The following is a 22,621-nucleotide window of genomic DNA, read 5'->3' on the forward strand; positions in this document are numbered from 1 at the left end:
AGTGTGAAAAGGTAGCCTATAGAAGCTACCCACACTCACACCTAAACGTTATCCAACTACATTGAGCGAATTTTCGTTTGCTGATTCAGTTTCTCCTTCAAACGGAATCCGACGTAAACGAGCACCTACTTTTTGCAGCTTTATCTCCAGATTTTCATAACCTCGATCGAGGTGCTGTAATCCTTTGATAATCGTTGTTCCTTGCGCTGCTAGCCCCGCCAGCACTAACGCCGCCGAAGCCCTTAAATCCGTCGCCAAAACAGGCGCACCGGACAAAATAGGTACACCACGAACGATCGCATGATGACTTTTGACGCGAATATCCGCACCCATTCGATTTAACTCTGCCACATGGCGCAAGCGATTCTCGAACACAGTTTCGGAAATTACACTGTCTCCTTCACTTAAAGTCAGCAAAGACATAAACTGAGCTTGCATATCCGTCGGAAATCCCGGATAAGGCAAAGTTTCAATATCCGTCGCACTCAGCCGTTCTCTAGCAACTATTCGCAAACAATCAGACCCTTCGGTAAATACCTGAGCCCCCATTGCCCGCAATTTAGAAATTACTGCCATTTGATGATCTGGAACTACAGGATACAAACTCAAATCCGAGTGGGTAATCGCTCCTGCTACCAAAAAAGTTCCAGCTTCAATCCGATCGGGAATAATACTATAGTCCGTAGAATGGAGGCGCTCAACTCCATCAATCACAATCGTTTTAGTTCCTGCACCCTTAATCCGCGCCCCCATTGCTCGACAGAAATTCGCTAAATCCACGACTTCTGGCTCTTGCGCCGCATTTTCGATCGTCGTTTCTCCTTCTGCTAACGTCGCCGCCATCATGATTGTCTCAGTGGCACCAACGCTGGGGTAATCCAAGTAAATGTGGGCACCTGTTAAGCGACGGCTTTTCCCTCGAACAAAGGCATTAACCATCCCATGCTCGATTTGCACATCTGCCCCCATTAATTGTAAACCCCTGACATGAAGATCTACAGGTCTGGCTCCGATCGCACAACCACCCGGAAGCGGCACCTTTGCCACCCCTAACCGCGCCAGCATTGGCCCCATCACAAAAAAACTAGCCCGTAACTGACTAACTAATTCGTAGGGTGCTTGGGATTGGCTGATGTCCTGGGCGTTGATGTCTAAAACGTCCCCATCTTGTTTTACCTTCACACCTAAAGCTGTCAGAATCTCACCCATTCGCCGGACATCCATCAACGATGGAACGTTTCGCAAACGGCAATCTTCTGAACAGAGCAGAGCCCCTGCCATAATCGCTAGGGCGGAATTTTTCGCCCCGCTAATTCTGACCTGCCCTGAAAGGGGAGTGCCACCCAAAATTTCTAAAACCGATTGGTCTTCTTTGGTGTTGGCATTAGTTTCGGTTAAACCAGTAACGCGAGTAATTGTCCTGTCCTCCGAATTACTTCACAATTCGTGCGTCTTCATTAATTTTGGTTTAGATTCTACAGTAAAGTTTCCAGATGTCCATAATGCAGAAGTTTTTTTTATAACACGAAATGGGGACTGGGGACTGAGAAAAGGCAGAAGGCAGAAGGCTTCAAGGGCAGAAGGGCAGAGAGGCAAAAAAAAAACTCTGTACGGGCGGGTTTTGCTATTAACTCTTCTGCTGTGAACACAGATTTATCTGCTAAACCCGCCCCTACAAACTCAAAACTCCTCCTTGTGCCCTAGTCCCCAGTCCCCAGTCCCCTATTGACAAACCAAATAACTTACCCCATAATGGTAGATTGTGTGCTAAATTAATAAAATACAAGCGGAACTGGCGGAATTGGTAGACGCGCATGATTCAGGTTCATGTGGTGCAAGCCTTCCGGGTTCAAGTCCCGGGTTCCGCATTTCAATTTTCAATTTTGGATTTTAGATTTACGATCGACCATTCAATCCAAAATCTAAAATCCAAAATCTAAAATTTATCATGTTAACCAGCCTGCAAAACCCACTGGTAAAGCAAATTCGCAAGCTGCACCAAGCCAAAGATCGGCAAGAACAGCAGCTTTGTTTATTGGAAGGAACTCATCTTTTAACAGAAGCCATTGCCGTTGATTATCCAATAATCACGGTTTGTTGTACTCCGCAGTGGCAGAAGAAATACCCAGAACTTTGGCAGCAAGCTTCGGAACGCTGTCAGAGATTAGAATTAGTTAGTGCAGATGTGATAAAGGCGATCGCAACTACCGTACAACCAGACGGTGTAGTAGCCACAGCCGCCCGTGCAGCCACGTTCCGCACCCAAGTTCCGTACATTGGGTCAGTACTAGCATTAGAAACGATTCAAGACCCCGGCAATTTGGGGACAATGATTCGTACCGCAGCCGCAGCCGGAGTTTCTGGTTTATGGTTGAGTTCTGATAGTGTAGACTTAGACCATCCCAAGGTATTAAGAGCCTCAGCTGGACAGTGGTTTCGCCTACCAATAGCAGTTACAACAGATTTAAAAACTGTGGTTGCCGAATGTCAAAAACAGGGAATGCAGGTAGTAGCAACCTTACCAGAAGCAAATTTAACTTATTGGGAAACGGACTTTCAAAAACCTAGCTTAATTTTATTAGGCAACGAAGGCGCAGGATTATCCGCCGATTTGGTAGCTTTGGCAGATAAACAAGTGAAAATACCCCTTAGTCCAGGGGTGGAATCTTTAAATGTCGCGATCGCAGCTGCCGTAATTTTGTACGAAGCCCAACGGCAAAGACATCAGAAAAACTTATAATTCGGGCGGCGATCGCTTTTCCATAAACTCATCAATATCAGCCAACGCCTCCTCAAAAAGATCCACCTCTTTCTTTTTGCTAGGAGGCTTCGCTTTTCCAGACACAGAGGGAGACTTTTCCTCACCCTCAGCAAACATATTCTCGAAGTCGCCAAGAGATGCCATAAAAGCTTCGGCAGCCGCTTGACGCATTTTTCGTTTATCGTTCTCCATAACTAACTCCTAAAGTGGGATTGGGGACTGGGGATTGGGGACTGGGGACTGGGGACTGAGGGAAGTTTTGAGTTTTAAGTTCATAAACTTCCCTATCCCCCCATCCCCCCACCTCCCCACCGCTTCTGTCTTCTGCCTTTTTTAATATGCCCAATTGTGACATGATGATTGCTGGTTGAAAAAAATGTTGTCTAAATTACCCTCACTAGTTAAGAATTAATAAGGGCTGTGAGCAACTGGAGAAGTTTAGGTGAGTCAGGGATTTGATTACGACTTAGCAATTATTGGTGCTGGCGTGGGTGGACATGGTGCCGCCCTTCATGCAGTCAGCTGTGGTTTAAAAACTGCGATCGTCGAAGCTGGCGATATGGGTGGAACCTGTGTTAATCGTGGTTGTATCCCATCAAAGGCGTTATTGGCAGCTTCGGGTAGAGTGCGAGAGTTACGCAATGCCCATCATTTGAAAACGCTAGGAATTCAAGTTGGCAATGTACAATTTGACCGAGAAGCGATCGCAAATCACGCAGTTAATATTGTCTCTAAGCTGCGGGGAGATTTAACCAACAGCTTAAAACGCATCGGCGTAGATACAATTTTAGGCTGGGCAAAATTGGCAGGCCCACAAAAATTATCCATTTCCACCAATGATGGTCAGGAAAAAATTATTACTGCCGAAAATATCATTATTGCCTCTGGTTCCGTGCCTTGGGTACCCCCCGGAATTGAAGTTGATGGCAAAACAGTTTTTACCAGCGATGATGGAATTAAATTAGATTGGCTACCGCAATGGGTGGCAATTGTTGGTAGTGGTTATATTGGGTTAGAATTCTCTGACATTTATTCCGCTTTAGGATCGGAAATAACCTTAATTGAAGCATTACCAGAATTAATGCCAGGATTCGATCGCGACATTGCTAAAATAGCCGAAAGAATTCTCATTACTCCCAGAGATATTGAAACTAAAGTTGGTCTTTTGGCGAAAAAAGTTACACCAGGATCGCCAGTAATTATCGAATTAGCAGATGCTAAAACTAAAGAAACTGTCGAAATTTTGGAAGTTGACGCTTGTTTAGTTGCCACAGGGAGAATACCCTTTACCCAAAACTTAGGTTTAGAAAGTGTCGGCGCAGAATTAGACCGTCGGGGATATATTCCTGTTGACGATCGAATGGCTGTACTTTCGGGTGGCGAAGTTGTGCCGCATCTTTGGGCGATCGGAGACGCTACTGGTAAAATGATGCTAGCTCATGCTGCTTCTGCCCAAGGAATTGCCGCTGTAGAAAACATTTGTGGCAGACAGAAAACAGTAGATTATCAAAGTATTCCCGCAGCTGCATTCACTCACCCAGAAATTAGTTTTGTGGGCATGACTGAAACAGCAGCGAAAGAATTAGGAAGTAAAGAAGGTTTTGAAATTGCCAGCGTGCGGAGTTATTTTAAAGGTAATTCTAAAGCAGTTGCCGAAGGAGAAGCAGACGGAATTGCTAAAGTTATTTACCGAAAAGATAACGGCGAAATCTTAGGCGTTCATATTATAGGTTTGCACGCTTCCGACTTGATTCATGAAGCATCAAATGCGATCGCAAATCGTCAATCCATCCACACCCTAGCATACCTAGTTCACGCCCATCCCACACTCTCCGAAGTCTTAGACGACGCATACAAACGCGCCGCCGAAGCAGCTAAATAGGGCAGAGGGGCAGAGGGGCTCCAGGGGCAGAGGGGAGGAGAATTCAAAACTCTCTCACTCCCGAAACTGTCCCTAACTCAAAACTCAAAACTTCCCAAGTGTCTCCTAGTCGCCCAGTCTCCTAGTCCCCCATTACCCAGTACCTAGTCCCCAAAAATGGAAATTCGTCGTCGTCCCCCAAATCCTTCAGTTGCAGTGCAAGAATTACGCTATCAAATTGTCACTCCTGATGCTGCACCAAAAAACATTTTGGAAGAAATTGTTTGGTATAAAGAAACCGAAGTTGACCAAATGCGGGAACGTCTACCTTTAGTAGAATTACAAAAGCAAATTGCTAATATTTCCCCACCTCTCGACTTTGTTGCAGCTTTAAAATCAGCAGCTAAAAAACCTGCAATTATTGCCGAAGTAAAAAAAGCTTCTCCTAGTAAAGGACTATTGCGGGAAGATTTCGATCCAGTAGCAATTGCCCAAGCTTACCAAAATGGTGGCGCTTCCTGCATTTCTGTGTTAACAGATACTAAATTCTTTCAAGGCGGATTTGAGAATTTAGCTTTAATTCGCCAAGCAGTAGACTTACCATTATTGTGTAAGGAATTTATTATCTATCCTTACCAAATTTATTTAGCCCGTTCCAAAGGTGCTGATGCCATCTTATTAATTGCAGCGATTCTTTCTAATCAGGACTTGCAGTATTTTGTTAAAATCGCCCAAGCCCTGAAAATGACAGTTTTGATTGAAGTTCATACCTTAGAAGAATTAGATCGAGTGTTAGCCTTAGAGAAGGTCAACTTGGTAGGGATTAACAATCGTAACTTGAAAGATTTTTCTGTGGATTTACAATTAACCTGCGATCTTCTCGCTAGTCGCGGTCAACAACTAAAAGAACGCGGTATTGTGGTAGTGAGTGAGTCAGGATTGCATACTCCTGATGACTTACACTTAGTTGCAAAAGCTGGTGCTACTGGTGTACTCATTGGTGAATCATTGGTGAAACAGCCAGATCCAGAAAAGGCTATAAAATCTTTAGTTAGTGAGATCAAACCTGACTAATTGATTTCTTATTCGTTAACCTAATTTAAGTTGACATACATGGAGCCCATACCTCTTCCCTCTCCTGTCCAATACGAGTTAATACTGCAATTACTAGAACGGAAAACTAATTTTGCTGTGTCTAGTAATACAGAAGTTAAAGAAAAGGTGAGGCAGCTGATTATTACTTTGCGGAAAGCTATTGCCCAACAAAAGCAAATCGAAGATATTTGTTCTCAGGCGCAACTTCCTACAGAGTATTTTTGGTCTTTAAATCATGTTGTTGAACGTTCAGCAGCAGAGGCAAAAAGCGATACTGAAAAAAGTCAACCGCCAGTTTGATGATGAAAGATTTTACTGATATCTCAACCGAAAACTCACCAAGTACGTTGTTGCGCTTCAGCGCCAATTCTTGCGCTGAAATGCAACAACGTACTGTATAATCGAAAGTTCGCCATTGCTTAGTTATACTATTCCTGGCATGGGAGAAAAGGCTATTGCAGCATGGCAGAAATAATTTAGTTGAAAAGGTTGAGTTGAAAAAGCTTCCTTTACGTTCTGCCTGATGTGTTGTGCCTTCTTACACTAGAGTTTTGAGTTGTTTAGGTTTGAGTTAAGAAAATTATTTAATTCCAAATTTTCTGAGAAATACTAAATTCAGAACTCACAATTAAAAAATAGCTGACTGTATCTAGGAGAGACTGATGGACGATAAGTTAATATTAATGATTCCGGGGCCAACACCTGTACCCGAACAAGCTTTACTCGCTTTGGCGAAACATCCGATTGGACATCGTAGCAGCGAGTTTACCCCAATTATGGGGGAAGTTTTCCAGAATTTGAAGTGGCTTCACCAAACCGAAAATGATGTGCTGGTGTTGGCATCTAGCGGTACTGGGGCGATGGAAGCGGGGATTATTAATTTTTTGAGTCCTGGCGATCGCGTTTTGGTAGGATCGAATGGTAAGTTCGGCGAACGTTGGGGTGAAGTTTGTCAAGCTTATGGCTTGAATGCAGACATTATTACCGCTGAATGGGGTAAACCTTTAGATACCGAACAATTCCGTGAAAAGCTAGAAGCTGACACCCAAAAGCAAATTAAAGCGGTAATTGTGACTCACAGCGAAACTTCCACAGGCGTTTTAAATGACTTGGAAACTATTAACCGTCATGTGAAAGCACACGGGGAAGCTTTGATTATTGTAGACGCAGTAACAAGTTTGGGCGCGGTGAATTTACCCATTGATGAATGGGGAATTGATGTGGTAGCTTCAGGTTCCCAAAAAGGTTATATGATTCCTCCAGGTTTAGCTTTTGTCAGCGTGAGTGCCAAAGCTTGGGAAGCTTACAAAACTGCCAAGTTACCTAAGTATTATTTGGACTTAGGTAAGTATCGCAAAGATGCGGCGAAAAATAGTTTTCCTTTTACGCCACCAGTTAATTTAATTGTGGCATTACAAACTACTTTGCAGATGATGCAAAAAGAAGGTTTGGAAAATATTTTTGCCCGTCATCAAAGGTTGAAAAATGCCACTCGTGAAGCAGTAAAAGCTTTAAGTTTGCCGCTGTTTGCGCCAGATAATGCTGCTTCTCCTGCGATTACCGCAGTTGCGCCAGTGCAGGTAGAATCTGAGCAAATTCGTAAGGTGCTCAAGAAGCGTTATGATATCGCAATGGCGGGAGGACAGGATCATTTAAAAGGTAAAATCTTCCGCATTGGGCATTTAGGTTTTGTTAGCGATCGCGATATACTAACTGCGATCGCATCTCTAGAAGCAGCCTTACTAGAACTAGGTTACGATGCCTTCACCCCCGGCGCAGGTGTCGCCGCAGCAGCGAAGGTATTTAAGAGTTAGGGGAAAAGGGGAAAAGGGAAAGGGGAAAAGGGGAAAAGGGGAAAAGGGGAAAAGGGGAAATTTAATAATTCAAAACTCAAAACTTTCTCCTCTGCCCCTCTGCCCCTCTGCCCCTCTGCCCCCCTGCCCCCCTGCCCTCCCCTAAAGCCAATTTCCCACCAAAACATAAGGTGCCCAGAAATAAGGATTTCGGTAACGTCGATTATTCAATAAAGTAATTTGCGCCCGACGTAAAGCTTCCGCTTTGGTAATTCCCGGTGTCGCCAACTCTCGATAAAATTCCGTCATTAACGCCGCAGTAGACTCGTCACTAACTTTCCACAAAGTCGCCAAAGTACTGCGTGCCCCCGCCCTCACTGCTACTCCGGCTAGCCCTAAAGCCGCCCGACTGTCGCCAGTAGCAGTTTCGCAAGCACTTAAAACTAATAACTCAATTTCGCTGGGTAAATTGGGATTTTTATTTCGCAGTAACTCATCTAGTTGTTTCACATTAATCGGTCCATCCCAAGCCAAAATAAATGTTTGTTTAAAGTTAGAACTAAACTGTCCATGAGTAGCCAAATGAACTACTGGAAAAGGTAATTCTGCTACTTGTTGTTCCAAACTGCTACTAGTAAAATTTTGATTTAAAAGCGTAATTCCGGGAACTTCGGCATTAATTTGTTCTAATTCTAACTTGACTCCTGGTAATGCGGAAAAGCCTTCCCTTTCTTCGCTTAAACCTCCTGTTAATGCCCGTAATCTTTCCCGATTTAAGGGCTGAGTTCTTAATAATTGTAACCCAGGAGTTAGGGCAAGATTGTATTCTTCAACTAAATACTTTTCTCCATTATGTAAAGCCGCCATTGGGATATTCCGCAAAGAACCATCTGAGATAAACACCAAAGTTTCTACACCACTCGCCTGTAAATCTGCTTGCAAGGGACGAATTAACCAATCGTAGACTTTTTGAGAAATTTTCAGGCGTTCTTCTTGGTTAGAATGGCGAATTGCTAAGGCTTGTTCGAGTTGATGAATAGTAGTTTCAACTTGATTTTGTGGAATTAATACCCGATAATTTTTTAAAGGTTGTTGTGGTAAGCTGGCGATAATTTCTAACCTATCCGAGAGAATTACTGGATAAATTACTGCTGCTTTTACATCCAGTTTATCAATTTGTTCCGGTTTCGCATCTAAACAAGCTTCGCGGAAAAAGTTATCTAATTCAGCTAACTGCAAAGACTCAATTACTAGACGTGCTTTTATAAGTTTAGTTTGATTAACTTCTGCTTGCGGTTGTAACAGTAAATCAACTAATTGACGATAAACAGGTTCTACACTATCTCGAAAAGTAAATTGTACTTCTGGATTAATAGTTACTAAGTCACTGCGAAGGGATTTTAAAGTGTTGACTGCTGTGGTGTAGAATGCGATCGCATCATCCCACTTTTTCTGCTCTTTGTAAAGTCTCCCCAATTGCCATTCCCACAAATAGCTAATATCCGTGGCATTAATCGAATTAGCTTGTTGTAAAGCTTGTTTAGTTAACTGTTCTGCATCCCAAAATTGTCTGGTTTTTTCGTATAATTCCCCTAAAACACCCAAAGAGTATGATTCGGCGCGTTTATCTGTTAAACTTTTCGCTTCTTGAACTGCATTTGCCAGTAACTTTCCTACACTCTGCGGTTGGGTGAATTCTAAATCGGATTTAGGAGATTTTAACAGAGAATTTGCTAAATTAATTTGAGCAAAAACTTTACTTCTGCTAGCCGGAGTTTGAGGAAGTTCGCTTTGAATTTCTTGCCATAAAGTTTCCGCCTCTCGCCATCGTTTAGTTTCCAGTAAAAGACGCATCTGATTAACTTGCGCTTGCAGCTTTTGATTACCTGAATTCGCTAGATTTGCAGCTTTTTGATAGTAGTTTAAAGCTGCTAGTTTTTTTTCTTGTACTTGTTGATTATCTATTGTACCTTCGGCGATTGATTCGGCTCTTTTCGCCAAGGCAAATTCCGTATTACCTAAATTAATTAAAGCTGTAGTTAATGCAGATGGAGATGATAACTTTTCGGCTATTTCTAAAGCTTGTTCGCCTAATTTTCGTGATGTTTCTAGATCTCCGTTTGTGCGAATAATTGCACTTAAACTAAGTAAACCTTTAAGTTTTAACTGTGAATTGGTTTGATTTTGAATATTTTGTTCTAAGTCTGTTAGAATTTTAATCGATCGCTGATAAAAACCCAAGCTTTGTAAACTTTGCGCTTGATTAATTAAACTGCCAATTCTCCCTGACTCATCCCCAGCTTTTTGGTAAGCCGCGGTAGCTTTTTGTAAAGTAAAAAGAGCATTTTCTGTTTGTCCCAATGAGCGTTGCAAGCGTCCTTGAGTATTTAAAGCCGTTGCTAAAACCTGGTGCTTGTCCCGGTTTGAGTCGGGAATTGTTTGTAACAAACTTAAGCTTTGGTCAATTGTGGATTGGGCAGATTGGCGATCGCCTAATTTCTGATAAGCTAAAGAAAGAAAACTCAGAGTTAATGCTTGGTTCAAAGTATCTTTTTCCCCAGTAAACTCGCGTTCCGCCTGTCGCCAAATTTTGATAGCCTCAGCAAATTTTTCATCTTCGTATAAACTTTTTCCTTGTTGGAGTAACTGCGGAGAATTAAACTTAGAAGCAATTAAACGCTCCAGACGCAGAGAGGAAAAATTTGCTATTGCTGGAGAGGGAACAATTAGATTTTCCCAAGAGAGAGCAATCACTAGTCCCAAGCATAAAACTAAACTGAATCTAAATAATTTAAACATATTCCTAAAACTCATTCATAGTAGCGACTTCAGTCATTCCAGTTCGTCGTTCGTAGTAGCGACTTCAGTCGTTGCATTGCCAAAAAGAAGAACTGAAGTTCCCACAACAAACCTACTTTACCTTGGACGACAAGCAGGTAATTTAAAAGGTGCATCATGCAAAGTAAACTTAGCAGTTTCAGCAGTCAAAATAACCTCACCTTTATTCCCAATCACCCAACCTTGAGCTTCAACAATAGTCGCATTTGGGTAACTCTCCCCTGCTTCCCTGCGCCCCTGCGCCCCTACTCCCCTGCTCACTTGGGGAATGCGTAAATCTTCCCAGAATAAATCCCCACTTAAAGGTTCATTAGGATGAGCAGGAATTCCACCCCGCCCAGTAACATAAAAAGTACTAACTTCCTCACCTACAGGACAAATTTGAGCAATTAAATTAGTAGCATCTACAACTTCTACTTTCGTCATTTCCGGTGCTTTTACTTCCATCTCACTTTCAATTGTCAATTCTCCACGAGCATTGATAATACTATCAGGTGAAACAATCAATACTAACTCCGAACCACTAGGAGCAGAAATTCTAATATTACTTCCACCTGTGGGAGATTCGGCATCAGTAAATATCTTGCTTCCTCCTGATAAAATCATAATTTCAGTATTAATATTAATATTTCCCTCTTTTCCCCCTGCACCTGCATCAGCGGAAATTGCACCTTGACGGCTTAAAATAATATTGCGGGAATTAAGGTTAACATTTCCTCCAGTACCTTTTTGAGATGCAGCCGAAATATTGCCTTGATTATTTAGCAAAATACTAGAAGAATCTATATTTAAACTACCTGGAACCCCCTCACCTGTAGATAACACCGAGATTTGTGCAGGGTTAGCAGTTCCATCAATATTCTTACCAACTCCCGCTACTTCTACATTATTGGCGCGAATTGTCACATTTCCCGCTTTCCCTTGTGCTAATGGATTTAATGATGCTTGAGTTAAAGAAGCTGCTGCTACTCTTGCGCCATTTGTGACAGTCAAACTTCCGGTTTCTACGATTAAATCTCCGCCGTTTCCGGTAGCGTTTCCTTCCACTCTCGCTAATAAACTACTGGGAAAAATTCCATTTGGAGAACGACCATTTAATTGTACGTTTTCCGCTTTAACAGTTAAATTTCCCCCGTTTCCACTTCCGGTAGTAGAAGCAGAAACTTGACCGCCATTTTCCACTGTTAATTTTCCAGATTGAATTTCTAAAATTCCCCCCGCACCTGTTCCAGTAGTTAACACAGAAATCTGGGTTGGGTTAGAACTACCATCAACATTTTTACCCACTCCATTAACTTCTAGGGTTTCCGTCACCCGAATTGTTATATTTCCTGCCTTTCCTTCTCCTAAAGAAGATGCTGTGACTCTTGCACCATTAGTAATAGTTAAACGTTCGGTTTCTATCACTACATCTCCAGCATTTCCTGTGGCTTTTGGTTCAACTCTAGCTAACAAACCACTGGGAGAAATTCCATCAGGAGAACGTCCAATTAATTGCACTTCTTCCGCTTTTATAGTTAAACTTCCACCATCACTTATTCCTTGAGTAGAAGCGGAAATTTGACCGCCATTTTCCGCTATTAACTTCCTGGTTTGAATGTCTAAAGTTCCTGCTTTACCACTTTCCAAAGTTAAAACTGATATTTGGGTAGGATTAAGTGAACCATCGATATTTTTGCCGACTCCTGTTACTTCTACGGTATCTTGAGCCCGAATAGTTAAACTTCCGGCTGTTCCTGCGCCTAAAGAAGCTGCGGCTATTCTTGCACCGTTGGTTACAGTTAAACTTTCCGTATTAATCCTGATATCGCCAGCCGTTCCCGTAGCTCCCTGTTTAGTTCTGGCTAAAATTCCACTAGGCTGTGTACCATCGAATGACCTACCATCAATTTTAATCTGATTAGCTTGAACATCTATGTTTCCCGCATTTCCGCTGGCGAAGGTTTCTGAAGATATTTGTCCCCCTTCACGAGTGACTAAAATTCCGGTTTGAATTGCTATCTTTCCGGCATTTCCTTCACCTGTGGTTTGGGTAGATAATGCACTGGGGTAAATGATAGTTTGAGCGTTCTGAGTAACATCTTTTACACCTACTATTTCTAATTTATCTGTTACTTGTACGGTAATATTTCCGGCGTTAGCTGGCGCATTTGTTAAGGAAGAAGCCGCTATTCTTGCCCCACCTTCGAGTTGCAAATTTTTGGTGTTAATGTTGATACTGCCACCGTTTCCAGTAGCGTTTGACTCAACTCTGGCTTGCAAGGCGCTGGGAGTTCCGTCTGCTAATCTACCAATAACCTCTACAGATTCAGAGGCATTTACTATAATATTTCCGCCCAATTCTGCGCCTAAAGTGCTGGCTTTAATTTGGGAACCGTCAGTTAATCTTAAACTTCTGGCGTGAATTAAAATATTACCACCACCAACACCACTGGTATCAACTGTGGCTGTTTGGGAAAGTTGAATGTCTCCTGGTTGGGTGGTTAATGGTTGAATGTTACTAAATAGTGACCATGAACCATTGGTAATTGATGCTAATTCAATCCTTCCCTGTTCTGCTGTCAGATTGCCACCAATAAAGTTGATTTGGTTAGCTACTAAGGAAATAGTTTGACCTGGTTGTACTTGTAAGTTCGCACCTTGAACTGTAATTCCAGGGAGAGAAATTGCGGGGGAATTTATCTGTAAACCAAGGGGGACGCTGACGGTTAATAGCGGCGTGGTTCCTGTGGAGTTGGCGCTAAACTGGGTACCATCAGCAAAGTTAATTGCTTGGGCGGTAGTGGCGATAAATGCACCACCGATGTTTAATTGGGCGTTTGGCCCAAAAATAATCCCGTTGGGATTTAAGATAAAAAGGTTGGCGCTACCGTTGGCTTTAATTAATCCGTCAATGTTAGAAATTGAGTTACCTGTAACGCGAGTGATGATATTTTGAATATCTACTGAATTATTGAAGTTGGCGCTGTGTCCCGTAGGAAGGGAAAATTCTTGAAAACTATGAAATAAATTATTCCCCGTTTGTGTTCCGCCGTTAATCAGGTGAATTACGGTTGTTTGTCCTGGGGATGTAGCGTTATTTGGTGTAACTACGGAATTATTTGGCAGAGTGCTGTCAGGAATTATCTGTGCTGAGGCGGGATGAGATAGAACTAAAAAAAATAAATAACTCCCTAGTCTAAGCCAGAGTCTAATATCAGCTATTTTGTTCATAAAATTTTCCTTAAATCCAACGAAATAAAAGGTTATTTTATGAATCATTTTAACTTGTAAGGGACGTAGGTAGTGATTTTGGGTATTCGACATAGAGGACTGGTATTGGTTTTATCCTCTGGCTAAAGCAGAAGGGTTTGATACTAGTTTTGGTAGGTAAGGATTTAGTTAAAAAACTTGGCGACTCTCTTTCCTGCTTCCTGCTACCTCAATCAACTAACTTCAGTGGCTAATAACTGACCAGTCCTCTTGCTTTGTAGTTAGCTGTAATGATTAACCTTTTCTGGGTGGTTTTTTGCCACTTTTTGCTTCTAGCCCAGTTTTCACCTTACTTTGAGAAGATTGTAATTCCAGATTTTTACTGTTGGTAATTGCTACGTTATGGGCTGGGTTATTGGTAGTTGTACCAGTATTAGTAGCCTTGTTTGTGCAGTTAATTTCCCGGTTTTGTGTGACAGAGATCACTGTGTTTAATGCAATTAATTGATAGTCATCGACAAAATTGTCTGGATAGAGAAAAATCGCTTGGGCTGTAGCCGTTTTGGGTGTAAACAAGCAGCATAAAGAGAAACTGCTTGCTAAACAAATTCTGTAGATTTTCGAGTTCATGATGCGTTTTGTAGTAGATGCTTCCTTACTAAATTGTAATTAAATTTTATTTTTTTTCAACTATTTTCCGTACTATTAATTATTTTTTTGTAACGAGATATTTCTACTTAATATAAATAACAAAAATAGCAAGTTCTCTGAGCAATTGGCTATTTTTGTTCGAGATTTTTCAGCAAGTTTACGTAATCACATGAAAACTTTATAAAGTTTTCATGGAGTAGTTAAAATTTGCTCAGAGATTTCACTGAGGCCAGCCGATCGCAATAATTCGCCCCACTCAGCAGTAACTGGTGAGTTTTGTGGTGAGGAGTAATGTAATTCAGCCAAATCAGCTAAAGCGTCATACCAAATTTTGTACTGACGTAAAAGAATGGCGCGATCGCGTAATTCAGCTTTTTCTATTTGTTTTCTAATGGTAGGAAGCAACTGAGTGCGCCAAATCCAGCCTTCTACAACTAAATCTCTTTTTCGATTTGCCGGATCGCAGCGAACTACGAAATACCACTGATAGCTTTTACCTACATCCAAAGCGGGTGCATTTTCGGGAAGTTTAAAGCCAAAAATACCTGGAAATTTCGGAGTCGGGAAATTAGTCCGGTAGACTTCTCTTTCCTCAGAGTCATTAAGGATAAACTCTACAGTAGGAGCACTAGTCTGAGGAAGGTAAACAAAAAATGTCGGATGTGACTTTAGGGTTAATCCTATGAGTTGAGAAACTTTCTGGCGCGAGTTAGCAGTTTGTTCCTGAACTTTTGGGACTAAAGCTGTTAGTGGTGGATGAGGAACTTGTAAGTCGTTGGGACATTTTAGTTGAGTGGAAATTTCTCCCGGACGATTTCCGCCTGATTCTCTTCTTCCGGGAGAACCAATATCTGGTGGTGGTTCATAAACGGATGAGCTATCTATTTCCCAAGGACTAGAACTACTTTGATTAGTTATGGTTTGCCCTGGGGTGGGTAAGGGAGTAATAATAAAAAATTTCCCAATTAGTAACAAAGTTAAAGGGATGAGATGGGAAGAGAATCGTTGCTTTAACATAATTTCGTGTTAATGTTTACCCCTACTATTTTAAATTTTCTCAGTTACCAACAATGGCATAAAAGAAAGGGTTAGCGATCGCTAACCCTTTCTTGCTCTGGTATGGAATTGTGGATCACCCCTCGATTTTTGAGTAAACTGCTAGGAAATACTCGGTTTGACATGATTACCAAATCCTTGGGGATAAATAAATATTAAGCTTGTTCCAACCAATCATATATCCGGTCTAATTGTTCTAATGTTACCAAACCATATTGCCAAAGAATCATTGGTAATGGCCCTGGATCTTGTTTGCTGTGTCTGAGGGCGATCGAAAGCGATGCGCCAGAAATTGACAACTCTTCTTGCAAAAATCTAATAAATCTCGAATAGTTTGTGGGTGCCACTCCTACCTTCACCTCCTTGACTAGACACCATTTTCCGATCTTTGTCTCCCTGACGGATAAATCCAGTAGACAGTATTCTCTTTGTCACCGTTCATGAGTTTAAAAGTACCCTTTTTAATTTAGTCAATCCCGGATGGAATCAGACTTTTACAGTACAGCTAACACTCAAATAAACTGAGCAATTGAGATGACGAGTTGAGGATTAATTTTATTTGTTTTTAGCAGCTTTTTGGCTAAAACTCATCTTTTTAAAACAGCTTTTTATTCAGCTTTTTCACCTCAACAAAGTTGTTTTTTATTGTGATCTTGTTTTACCTCAGCACTTTAACTAACCTCATCTCTAACAAGGAAGATGTCTGACTACTTCCGCCACTATATCCATAGAGGTATAGTGGAAGATTTCCAGCATCTTTAGTGCATAATTTTGACTTTTTTAAGTTAACCTTTCTGGAGATGTTGCGATCTCACGAAAAGTTCTTCTCGCCAAAGTCGGCAATTTTCCTGTTTAACTTGGTTCCCTTAGTTCTGGTTCTTAACTACTCTCGCCTCACACCTAATTCCCGTTTGCTGGAAGAGAAATATAACTAAGCTTCAACTCGCAATTCTTAGGTTTTACTCTCTTGTTAGCTTCTCAAAGGAATTGAGAACTCAGAACATCAAGAATTTAAACACTGCCAGTATCTTAAGCAAGCATACTTTACTGATAGTAACCTACTTTTTGACTGACTCAACCTTGCTCTTCCCGTAATTTTGCCTACTGTCAGGGCAAGTCTCTCCAGAAATTGGCACTGTCAGGACAGCGTAGCAAATTCTTTCGGTTATTTATCAATATAGACACCAATGTTAACATTTAGGTTCAAAACTTATAAGATTTGAACAAGTTATGGTAAAGATTTTGTATGGTTAGAGGGTTGGGGCGAGAAAAACTCAATTTTCACCTGTTGACCGACTTTAATCCCCAGTTCGGCTGCTCTACCGCCACGGAGTTCAATTACTTGATCTATGGTTCCGTTTGGGCCATAAGTAGGACAGGGATCTTGTTTACAGGGGGGGACGTTGGTGGCGATCGCTCTCACCACTCCATTCTGTAAAAAAATCATGTCCAAAGGAATGACCACATTTTTCATCCAAAAGCTGACTGGTTGCGGGGGAGAGAAGGAGAATAACATTCCGCGATCGTCCGGCAAACTTTGCCGATACATCAACCCCATCGCTTGCTCAGCGGGAGTGCGAGTGACTTCCAGCTGAATAACTTCACCATTCGCCAACTGAGCTTTAGCCGAAATCGGCAACATTTGTGGTGAATTCTGAGCTAATTCCTGATTATTAGAAGTTTTTGTCCGTTCTGTTGGGGTAGTTAAAGCTATATCTCCAGAATTTGCTGGTGCAGTTGTCGAACAACCAAGCAGCCAAATTCCCAACACTAAACCTAGTACAAGTCGGCAGAAATAATTGAGTGGTTGAAAATAGGTAAAAAGCTGAATATAAAAGCCTTCTACCCTTCTGCTTTCTGCTTTCTGACTTCTGACTTCTGAAGTTAGTAACTGAGGAGTTTTCCCGTTACTCATCCTTGTGCCACTTCTCCTATTGTCTGTTTTAGGTTTCCCGCAGTACGTAACCTACGCCTCTGACGGTTTGAATTAAGCGTCTTTCGTTTTCTTGTTCAATTTTCAGACGCAAGTAACGAATATACACCTCTATGACGTTGGATTCTCCCATAAAGTTGTCACCCCAGACATTTTCCAGAATTTGTTCTCTGGTCAGAACTTCGCGGGGATGTTCCATGAGATACTTTAATAAGTCATATTCCTTCATTGTCAGATCGATGACTCTGCCGTTACGTAAGGCGCGGCGCGTACCTAAATCTAGCACTAAGTCACAGAATCGTAATTGTTCCGAGCTATAGTTATCTGGCTGGAGATAGAGGCGGACTAACTTTAAGAAAGTTTCGGAACGATAAGGTTTGAGAAAGTAATCATCTGCGCCTGCTTCTAAACAAGCAACTCGATCGTCCACGCTGTCACGCGCCATCATTAGTAATAGTGGGGCTCTATTTCCGGCGCGGCGCAGGTTTTTACATACACCTAATCCAGAATCCCCAACTAACATTCGGTCTACTACAATTAAAGCTGGTTGGCGTTCCATTGCTTGCCGCATTGCGGTATTCGCATCGTAAGCTATAACTGGTTCATAGCCTGATTCTTTTAAGTCGAGGCTGACATTTTGTGCCAGGGTTTCATCGGTTTCGATGACTAACACACAAGGGCTGTTGTTGATGGTAATAGTATTCATAATCGGGGAATAAGCATTAATACTTGAGCTTACTGTAACATCTATCTGTTGTAGCACGTTTATTTCGTATTAGATTGATGAGAAGCATGAGAAACTAGAATTTTGGGGTGGTTTCTACAATTTGGGTGTCTTTCTACTAATGACAATTGAAGAAGCTTTAGTGGTTGTTGATTCAATTCTAAAACCTGGTTACTTAAACCATGTTCAAGAGCTAGTCTTACGCCAGTCTTGGGAAGGAAAAACTTACCCAGAAATTGCGGCTAGTTCTGCTTATGATGCTGAGTATGTGAAGAATATTGGCTATCAATTGTGGCAATCTCTGTCGGATAAGTTGGGGGAGAAAGTCACAAAAAGTAACTTTCGCTCTGTGTTAAGACGGCATAAGTACTCTACGGTTTTTCCAGAGCAGAGCATGGCGAGTGATGCTGTAAATGAGGTGGCTATATCTTCAGCTTTAACTGAGGAAGCGGTAAATCAACCGGAAGTAAATTCTGCTACAAGTTCTCAGACTTGGCTGGAAGCGAATGGGGAAAAAGCTTGGGAGAAGGGGAGAGCAAAAGAGCGAGAAATTATAGTTTCTGGTGAGGTTTGGCAGGAGCAAGGTTTAGCTTCTAGTTATCAATTTCCGCTTTATTCTTCGTCTTTCTATAATTTACGCCAAGATTGGGAGAAGGCGATCGATGTTGGCGATTTTTATGGCAGAGTTGGAGAGTTGGCGATTTTGCAAAAATGGATTGTGGAGGAAAAGTGCCGTTTAGTAGCATTGTTAGGTATGGGGGGAATTGGTAAAACGGCTTTATCTTTGAAGTTGGCGGAAAAGATTTCACCTAATTTTGAGTATTTGATTTGGCGATCGCTCAGTCATGCTCCTGCAATTAGAGAGATTTTATCTCACTTGTGGCAGTTTTTCTCGCCGAAATCGGAAGAGGTTGCTACTATTGATGAGCAGATTCAGGTGTTAATTAAGTTTCTGGAAAAACACCGTTGTTTGGTGGTTTTGGATGGTGTGGAAGCTATCTTATCTAGTGGCGATAACGAACAACAACCCGCTGGAGGTTACTATCGCAAAGGTTATGAAAGTTATGGTAAATTTTTTCAGCGTTTTGGGGAAGAGTGCCATCAAAGTTGTTTACTTTTAACCAGTCGGGAACAACCAAAAGAGTTGGGGGTTTTAGTTGGTAAGAAAGTGCGATCGTTTCAGCTTAAAGGTTTAACATACACCGATGCTCAGAAACTTTTCAAACAGATGGATAACTCAGTAGCAACAGAAAGTCTCTGGCAGAAAGTTATTCAAATGTATCAGGGTAATCCTTTAGCTTTGAAGATTGCTTTTACTACTATTCAAGATTTATTTGATGGCAATGTCGCTGAGTTTTTATGCCAAAATACAGCGATTTTTGGCAGTATCCGCGATTTATTAAATCAACAATTTGAAAGGTTGTCGGAGTTGGAAAAAGAAATTATGTATTGGCTAGCCGCAGAGCAGGAAACAGTTTCAGTGCAAGAATTACAGCAAAATATCAAAGGTAATTATGCAACTTCTTTGTTACTGGAATCTTTGGAGTCTCTGAAACGTCGCTGTTTAATTGAAACTAAATTCGGTTATTTCACTCAACAGCAAGTTGTCAAAGAGTATATTAAAAATCGCTTGTTAGCTGGAAGAGTCGATCGCGAGGCTAATGTTTCTCCAGAAACTATAATTAAGCGGTTACTTCAAAGTAAAAACACAGTGATTAATATCTAGGTTTGCTACTTATTTCAGAAGTAATCAAAATTAAGTAGAAATATTTTTATTTCTACGCTAAATTTTAGTCAGGTAATGCTCAAAGGAGCTAAGTTTTGCGTTACATTGTGCGCGAGCAGGGACAGAGTTTAATGGCTGATTTTGCCAAAGCTTTGCATCAAACTGATTCGCATCCCAGAGTTTTTTATATTTCAGGTAGTCGCGGAGTTGGCAAAACTACTCTGTTGGAACATTTAGAAATTAATTATGAAAATCAAGTTAATTTTATCACACTTTCTTTGGGAAACAATGAAACTTTGGAAATGCCATTAAGTCTAATGGATAAGATTATACATAAGATTTCTAAGCAATTGTTAAATGTTAATGCTTTTCAGGTTAATTCCTTTGAGGCTCTCTATGTTAGATATAAACAAATTCTAGAAGAATTAAATTTATCTCAATTAAGTTTACAAGAGTTAGAGAGTTTTTCGCTAGGGTTAAAATCAAGTGCTAGGAGAGATTTTTGGCAAAAAAAACTGGAACAACATCCGGTAACAAAAAACAAGCTAGAATTGCAGGAGTTATTACTTCAGCCTTTAGAAAGACTTACCCAAGCATTTGGAGAAACTTTAGTTCAATTAGCCAAATCACCCATAGTAATTGTATTGGATGATTACGAGAAGGTGGCTGAGGAAACTAATTTCTGGTTTTGGAATTATTTGCTGAGTAATACTGCTTTGCGATCGGCTAAACTCCTATTCATTTTAGCGAGTACAAATTTCTTAAATGTTGACAGTAAAAAATATTCTTTTGTTTATACATATCATTTAAAAGAGTTTAATAAACAGGAGGTACAGATATATTTAGAACAAATTAATGTAGGTTTACCTACAGAAATTAGACAAATTTATAAATTAAGTAAAGGCTTACCGTATTATCTTAACTGCATTGTGAGAAAAGCTAAAGAAAATTCCGAACTTGATTTTTCTTACCCTTACCAAAACATCATCGATCTATTATTAGAAAATTTGCCGATACAGCACAAGCAATTACTCTATTCTTTAGCTTGCTGTCGTTGGTTTAATCGTTCTTTGTCACGCTTTTTGGTAGAAAGTATTCCGTTAGAATTGTCATCCGAAGCCAAGGATGAATTTAGATATTTTGATTGGTTAAAACAACAGGGTTTTGTAAAATTAAAGCAAGGGCATTATTATTTAAATGAACTGCTGAGGCATGATTTACGGTTATTATTATGGCAAGAAGATCCAGAGGAATTTTATCGAATTAATGCTAGTTTAGCTAGTTATTTTATCCAATTAGCAGAAACGGAAATATTGCCGGAGATGCCTATTGCTAGCCAATATGAAAATGCTGAATGGTGCGCTTATACAAATGAATCTTTATATTATAGTTTATTTTCCCATTCTCAAGAATACCAAGTGCAGTTAATTGATAAGTTATTAACTTCACAGTATTTAGGAAAAAGCCGGATTTTCCAGAAGGCTTTAAATGCGATCGCCTGGGAAGAAAATTTATCCGATCATCCACTATTACCTTACGGAGCAAAAAAATTTATTGCTGCGATTCAACCAGTGGTAGAATATGGTTCGGCGATCCTTGAATCAGATGAGATAGATTTTACTTACTTGCAAGAGAAAGGGATTAATCCAGCACAAGTAGAAGTAGCATTAAATCTGTGTTTCCAACAAATTCCTGCCTTAGATGGGTTGGCGAAATTTGCGGCAATTTCTTATAAAATTAAACGTTGCGTTCCCCAAGAAAGAAAAGATTGCTTGCAACTTCTGTTTGCTCAAGCAGAAAAGATTACTGGAAAATTAGAACCTGAATTTAGCAGAGATTTATTTTTAAACAAATTAGGTAAACTAGCTGATGATTTAGGCTATTATGAAGTAGCTCTTGCCAGTTATGAACGAGTATTAAAATATGCCCCTAATAGTAGTAAAGCTTGGTATAAAAGGGGTGTCGCTATGCGGAAAATGGGATTTTTCCAAGAAGCGATTTTGAGTTTTAATAAAGCTTTAGAGTTACAAAATGATGATGCAGATATTTGGTATGAAAGAGGGATTGCCCTGCGGAAACTAAAGTTTTATGAAGAAGCGATCGCTAGTTATCGCCAAGCTTTAGAATTACAACCAGATAAACAGGAAGCTTGGAATAATTGTGGCATAGCGTTACGAAAGTTAGGGCGATTAGAAGAAGCAATTTCTAGCTACAATAAAGCTTTAGAAATTCAACCAAATAATGCAGTAGTTTGGTACAACAGGGGGATTTCCCTAGATGAAATAGGGAATTGGGAGATGGCAGTTGCTAGTTACGACAAAGCTTTAGAATTGCAAGCCAATGATTACGAAGCATGGTACAACCGAGGCATAGCATTACGAAAATTAGGGCAGCTAGAAATGGCTTTATCTAGCTATGAAAAAGCTCTAGAGCTAAATCCAGAAGATGCCGCATCTTGGTACAATCGGGGCTATGTTTTGGATGATTTAAGAAGATTTACAGAGGCGATCGCTAGCTACGATAAAGCTGTAGAATTAGAACCGGAAGATTCAAGTACTTGGTACAATCGCGGTTTAGCACTAGGAAAATTAGGGTGTTTCTCAGAGGCGTTAGCTAGTTTCGATAAAGCATTGGAATTACAGCCAGATAAGTACCAAGCTTGGCACAACCGAGGTCAAATTCTACGCCAACAAGGAAATTTGCAGGAGGCGATCGCTAATTATGATATAGCTATTGAACTAAAACCAGATTATGCGATCGCTTGGTATAACAAAGCCTGTTGTTACGCTTTACAAGGTAATACGGATTTAGCTTTGTTAAATCTAGCACAAATAGTTGAGCTTAATGCTGTAGAATATCTGTCAAAGGCAAAAACTGATCCAGATTTTGAAAGTATCCGGGCTAACCAGCAATTTCAAAGTTTACTAACTGCTAACAGCTAGTAACTGGGCGAGGAAAACCAACATACCTTATAAAGATAAGTTATCAATC

General features: G+C 40.8%; 16 protein-coding genes and 1 tRNA gene. 8 read left to right on the top strand and 9 right to left on the bottom strand.

What is annotated here, in order from left to right; all coding sequences use genetic code 11:
- Positions 1-48: 48 nt before the first annotated feature.
- On the bottom strand, positions 49-1,416 hold the full coding sequence (murA, locus tag ACE1B6_RS29205) for a UDP-N-acetylglucosamine 1-carboxyvinyltransferase (RefSeq protein WP_413260980.1): 1,368 nt from the start codon (positions 1,414-1,416) through the stop codon (positions 49-51).
- 370 nt (positions 1,417-1,786) lie between these two features.
- Here murA and ACE1B6_RS29210 point away from each other — a divergent pair.
- Both ACE1B6_RS29210 and ACE1B6_RS29215 read left to right on the top strand, forming a co-directional pair.
- Positions 1,787-1,868: transfer RNA gene (locus ACE1B6_RS29210), tRNA-Leu, on the top strand.
- A gap of 80 nt (positions 1,869-1,948) precedes the next feature.
- The gene (locus ACE1B6_RS29215; protein ID WP_413260819.1) at positions 1,949-2,740 is read left to right on the top strand and encodes a TrmH family RNA methyltransferase; all 792 of its coding nucleotides are present in this window, start codon (positions 1,949-1,951) and stop codon (positions 2,738-2,740) included.
- Here ACE1B6_RS29215 and ACE1B6_RS29220 read toward each other — a convergent pair.
- A complete protein-coding gene (locus ACE1B6_RS29220) occupies positions 2,735-2,953 on the bottom strand; it encodes a hypothetical protein (protein ID WP_413260820.1) in 219 nt (72 codons plus the stop codon). The two genes, ACE1B6_RS29215 and ACE1B6_RS29220, sit on opposite strands and share 6 nt — an antisense overlap.
- A gap of 250 nt (positions 2,954-3,203) precedes the next feature.
- Between ACE1B6_RS29220 and lpdA the strand changes: the two genes are divergently transcribed.
- The 4 genes from lpdA to ACE1B6_RS29240 all read left to right on the top strand — a co-directional run bounded on the left by lpdA (position 3,204) and on the right by ACE1B6_RS29240 (position 7,531).
- Entirely contained in the window at positions 3,204-4,643 is a 1,440-nt protein-coding gene (lpdA, locus tag ACE1B6_RS29225; RefSeq protein WP_413260821.1) for a dihydrolipoyl dehydrogenase, read from the top strand.
- Between the two features lie 156 nt (positions 4,644-4,799).
- The gene (gene trpC / locus ACE1B6_RS29230) at positions 4,800-5,696 is read left to right on the top strand and encodes an indole-3-glycerol phosphate synthase TrpC (RefSeq protein WP_413260822.1); all 897 of its coding nucleotides are present in this window, start codon (positions 4,800-4,802) and stop codon (positions 5,694-5,696) included.
- Between the two features lie 39 nt (positions 5,697-5,735).
- On the top strand, positions 5,736-6,017 hold the full coding sequence (locus ACE1B6_RS29235) for a DUF5340 domain-containing protein (RefSeq protein ID WP_413260823.1): 282 nt from the start codon (positions 5,736-5,738) through the stop codon (positions 6,015-6,017).
- A gap of 362 nt (positions 6,018-6,379) precedes the next feature.
- Positions 6,380-7,531: a pyridoxal-phosphate-dependent aminotransferase family protein gene (locus tag ACE1B6_RS29240; RefSeq protein ID WP_413260824.1), complete on the top strand. Its 1,152-nt coding sequence runs from the start codon at positions 6,380-6,382 to the stop codon at positions 7,529-7,531.
- Between the two features lie 141 nt (positions 7,532-7,672).
- Here the strand turns inward: ACE1B6_RS29240 and ACE1B6_RS29245 are convergent, their stop codons facing one another.
- From ACE1B6_RS29245 to nblR, 7 genes are all read right to left on the bottom strand, one after another.
- Entirely contained in the window at positions 7,673-10,309 is a 2,637-nt protein-coding gene (locus ACE1B6_RS29245; RefSeq protein ID WP_413260825.1) for a CHAT domain-containing protein, read from the bottom strand.
- Positions 10,310-10,426: 117 nt separating this feature from the next.
- The gene (locus ACE1B6_RS29250) at positions 10,427-13,561 is read right to left on the bottom strand and encodes a two-partner secretion domain-containing protein (RefSeq protein WP_413260826.1); all 3,135 of its coding nucleotides are present in this window, start codon (positions 13,559-13,561) and stop codon (positions 10,427-10,429) included.
- Between the two features lie 273 nt (positions 13,562-13,834).
- A complete protein-coding gene (locus ACE1B6_RS29255) occupies positions 13,835-14,170 on the bottom strand; it encodes a hypothetical protein (protein ID WP_413260827.1) in 336 nt (111 codons plus the stop codon).
- 210 nt (positions 14,171-14,380) lie between these two features.
- Positions 14,381-15,208: a DUF928 domain-containing protein gene (locus tag ACE1B6_RS29260; protein WP_413260828.1), complete on the bottom strand. Its 828-nt coding sequence runs from the start codon at positions 15,206-15,208 to the stop codon at positions 14,381-14,383.
- A gap of 194 nt (positions 15,209-15,402) precedes the next feature.
- Positions 15,403-15,594: a DUF2949 domain-containing protein gene (locus tag ACE1B6_RS29265; protein WP_413260829.1), complete on the bottom strand. Its 192-nt coding sequence runs from the start codon at positions 15,592-15,594 to the stop codon at positions 15,403-15,405.
- Positions 15,595-16,475: 881 nt separating this feature from the next.
- Positions 16,476-17,162: a DUF192 domain-containing protein gene (locus ACE1B6_RS29270; protein ID WP_413260830.1), complete on the bottom strand. Its 687-nt coding sequence runs from the start codon at positions 17,160-17,162 to the stop codon at positions 16,476-16,478.
- Between the two features lie 28 nt (positions 17,163-17,190).
- On the bottom strand, positions 17,191-17,886 hold the full coding sequence (nblR, locus tag ACE1B6_RS29275; RefSeq protein ID WP_413260981.1) for a response regulator transcription factor NblR: 696 nt from the start codon (positions 17,884-17,886) through the stop codon (positions 17,191-17,193).
- A 139-nt stretch (positions 17,887-18,025) separates the two neighbouring features.
- Here nblR and ACE1B6_RS29280 point away from each other — a divergent pair, with 139 nt between their 5' ends.
- Both ACE1B6_RS29280 and ACE1B6_RS29285 read left to right on the top strand, forming a co-directional pair.
- Positions 18,026-19,630, top strand: a complete 1,605-nt coding sequence (locus ACE1B6_RS29280; protein WP_413260831.1) for an NB-ARC domain-containing protein — start codon at positions 18,026-18,028, stop codon at positions 19,628-19,630.
- Positions 19,631-19,725: 95 nt separating this feature from the next.
- Positions 19,726-22,572: a tetratricopeptide repeat protein gene (locus tag ACE1B6_RS29285; protein WP_413260832.1), complete on the top strand. Its 2,847-nt coding sequence runs from the start codon at positions 19,726-19,728 to the stop codon at positions 22,570-22,572.
- Positions 22,573-22,621: the final 49 nt, after the last annotated feature.

This window comes from Floridaenema fluviatile BLCC-F154 (genome assembly GCF_041929135.1).
GTDB lineage: Bacteria > Cyanobacteriota > Cyanobacteriia > Cyanobacteriales > Aerosakkonemataceae > Floridanema > Floridanema fluviatile.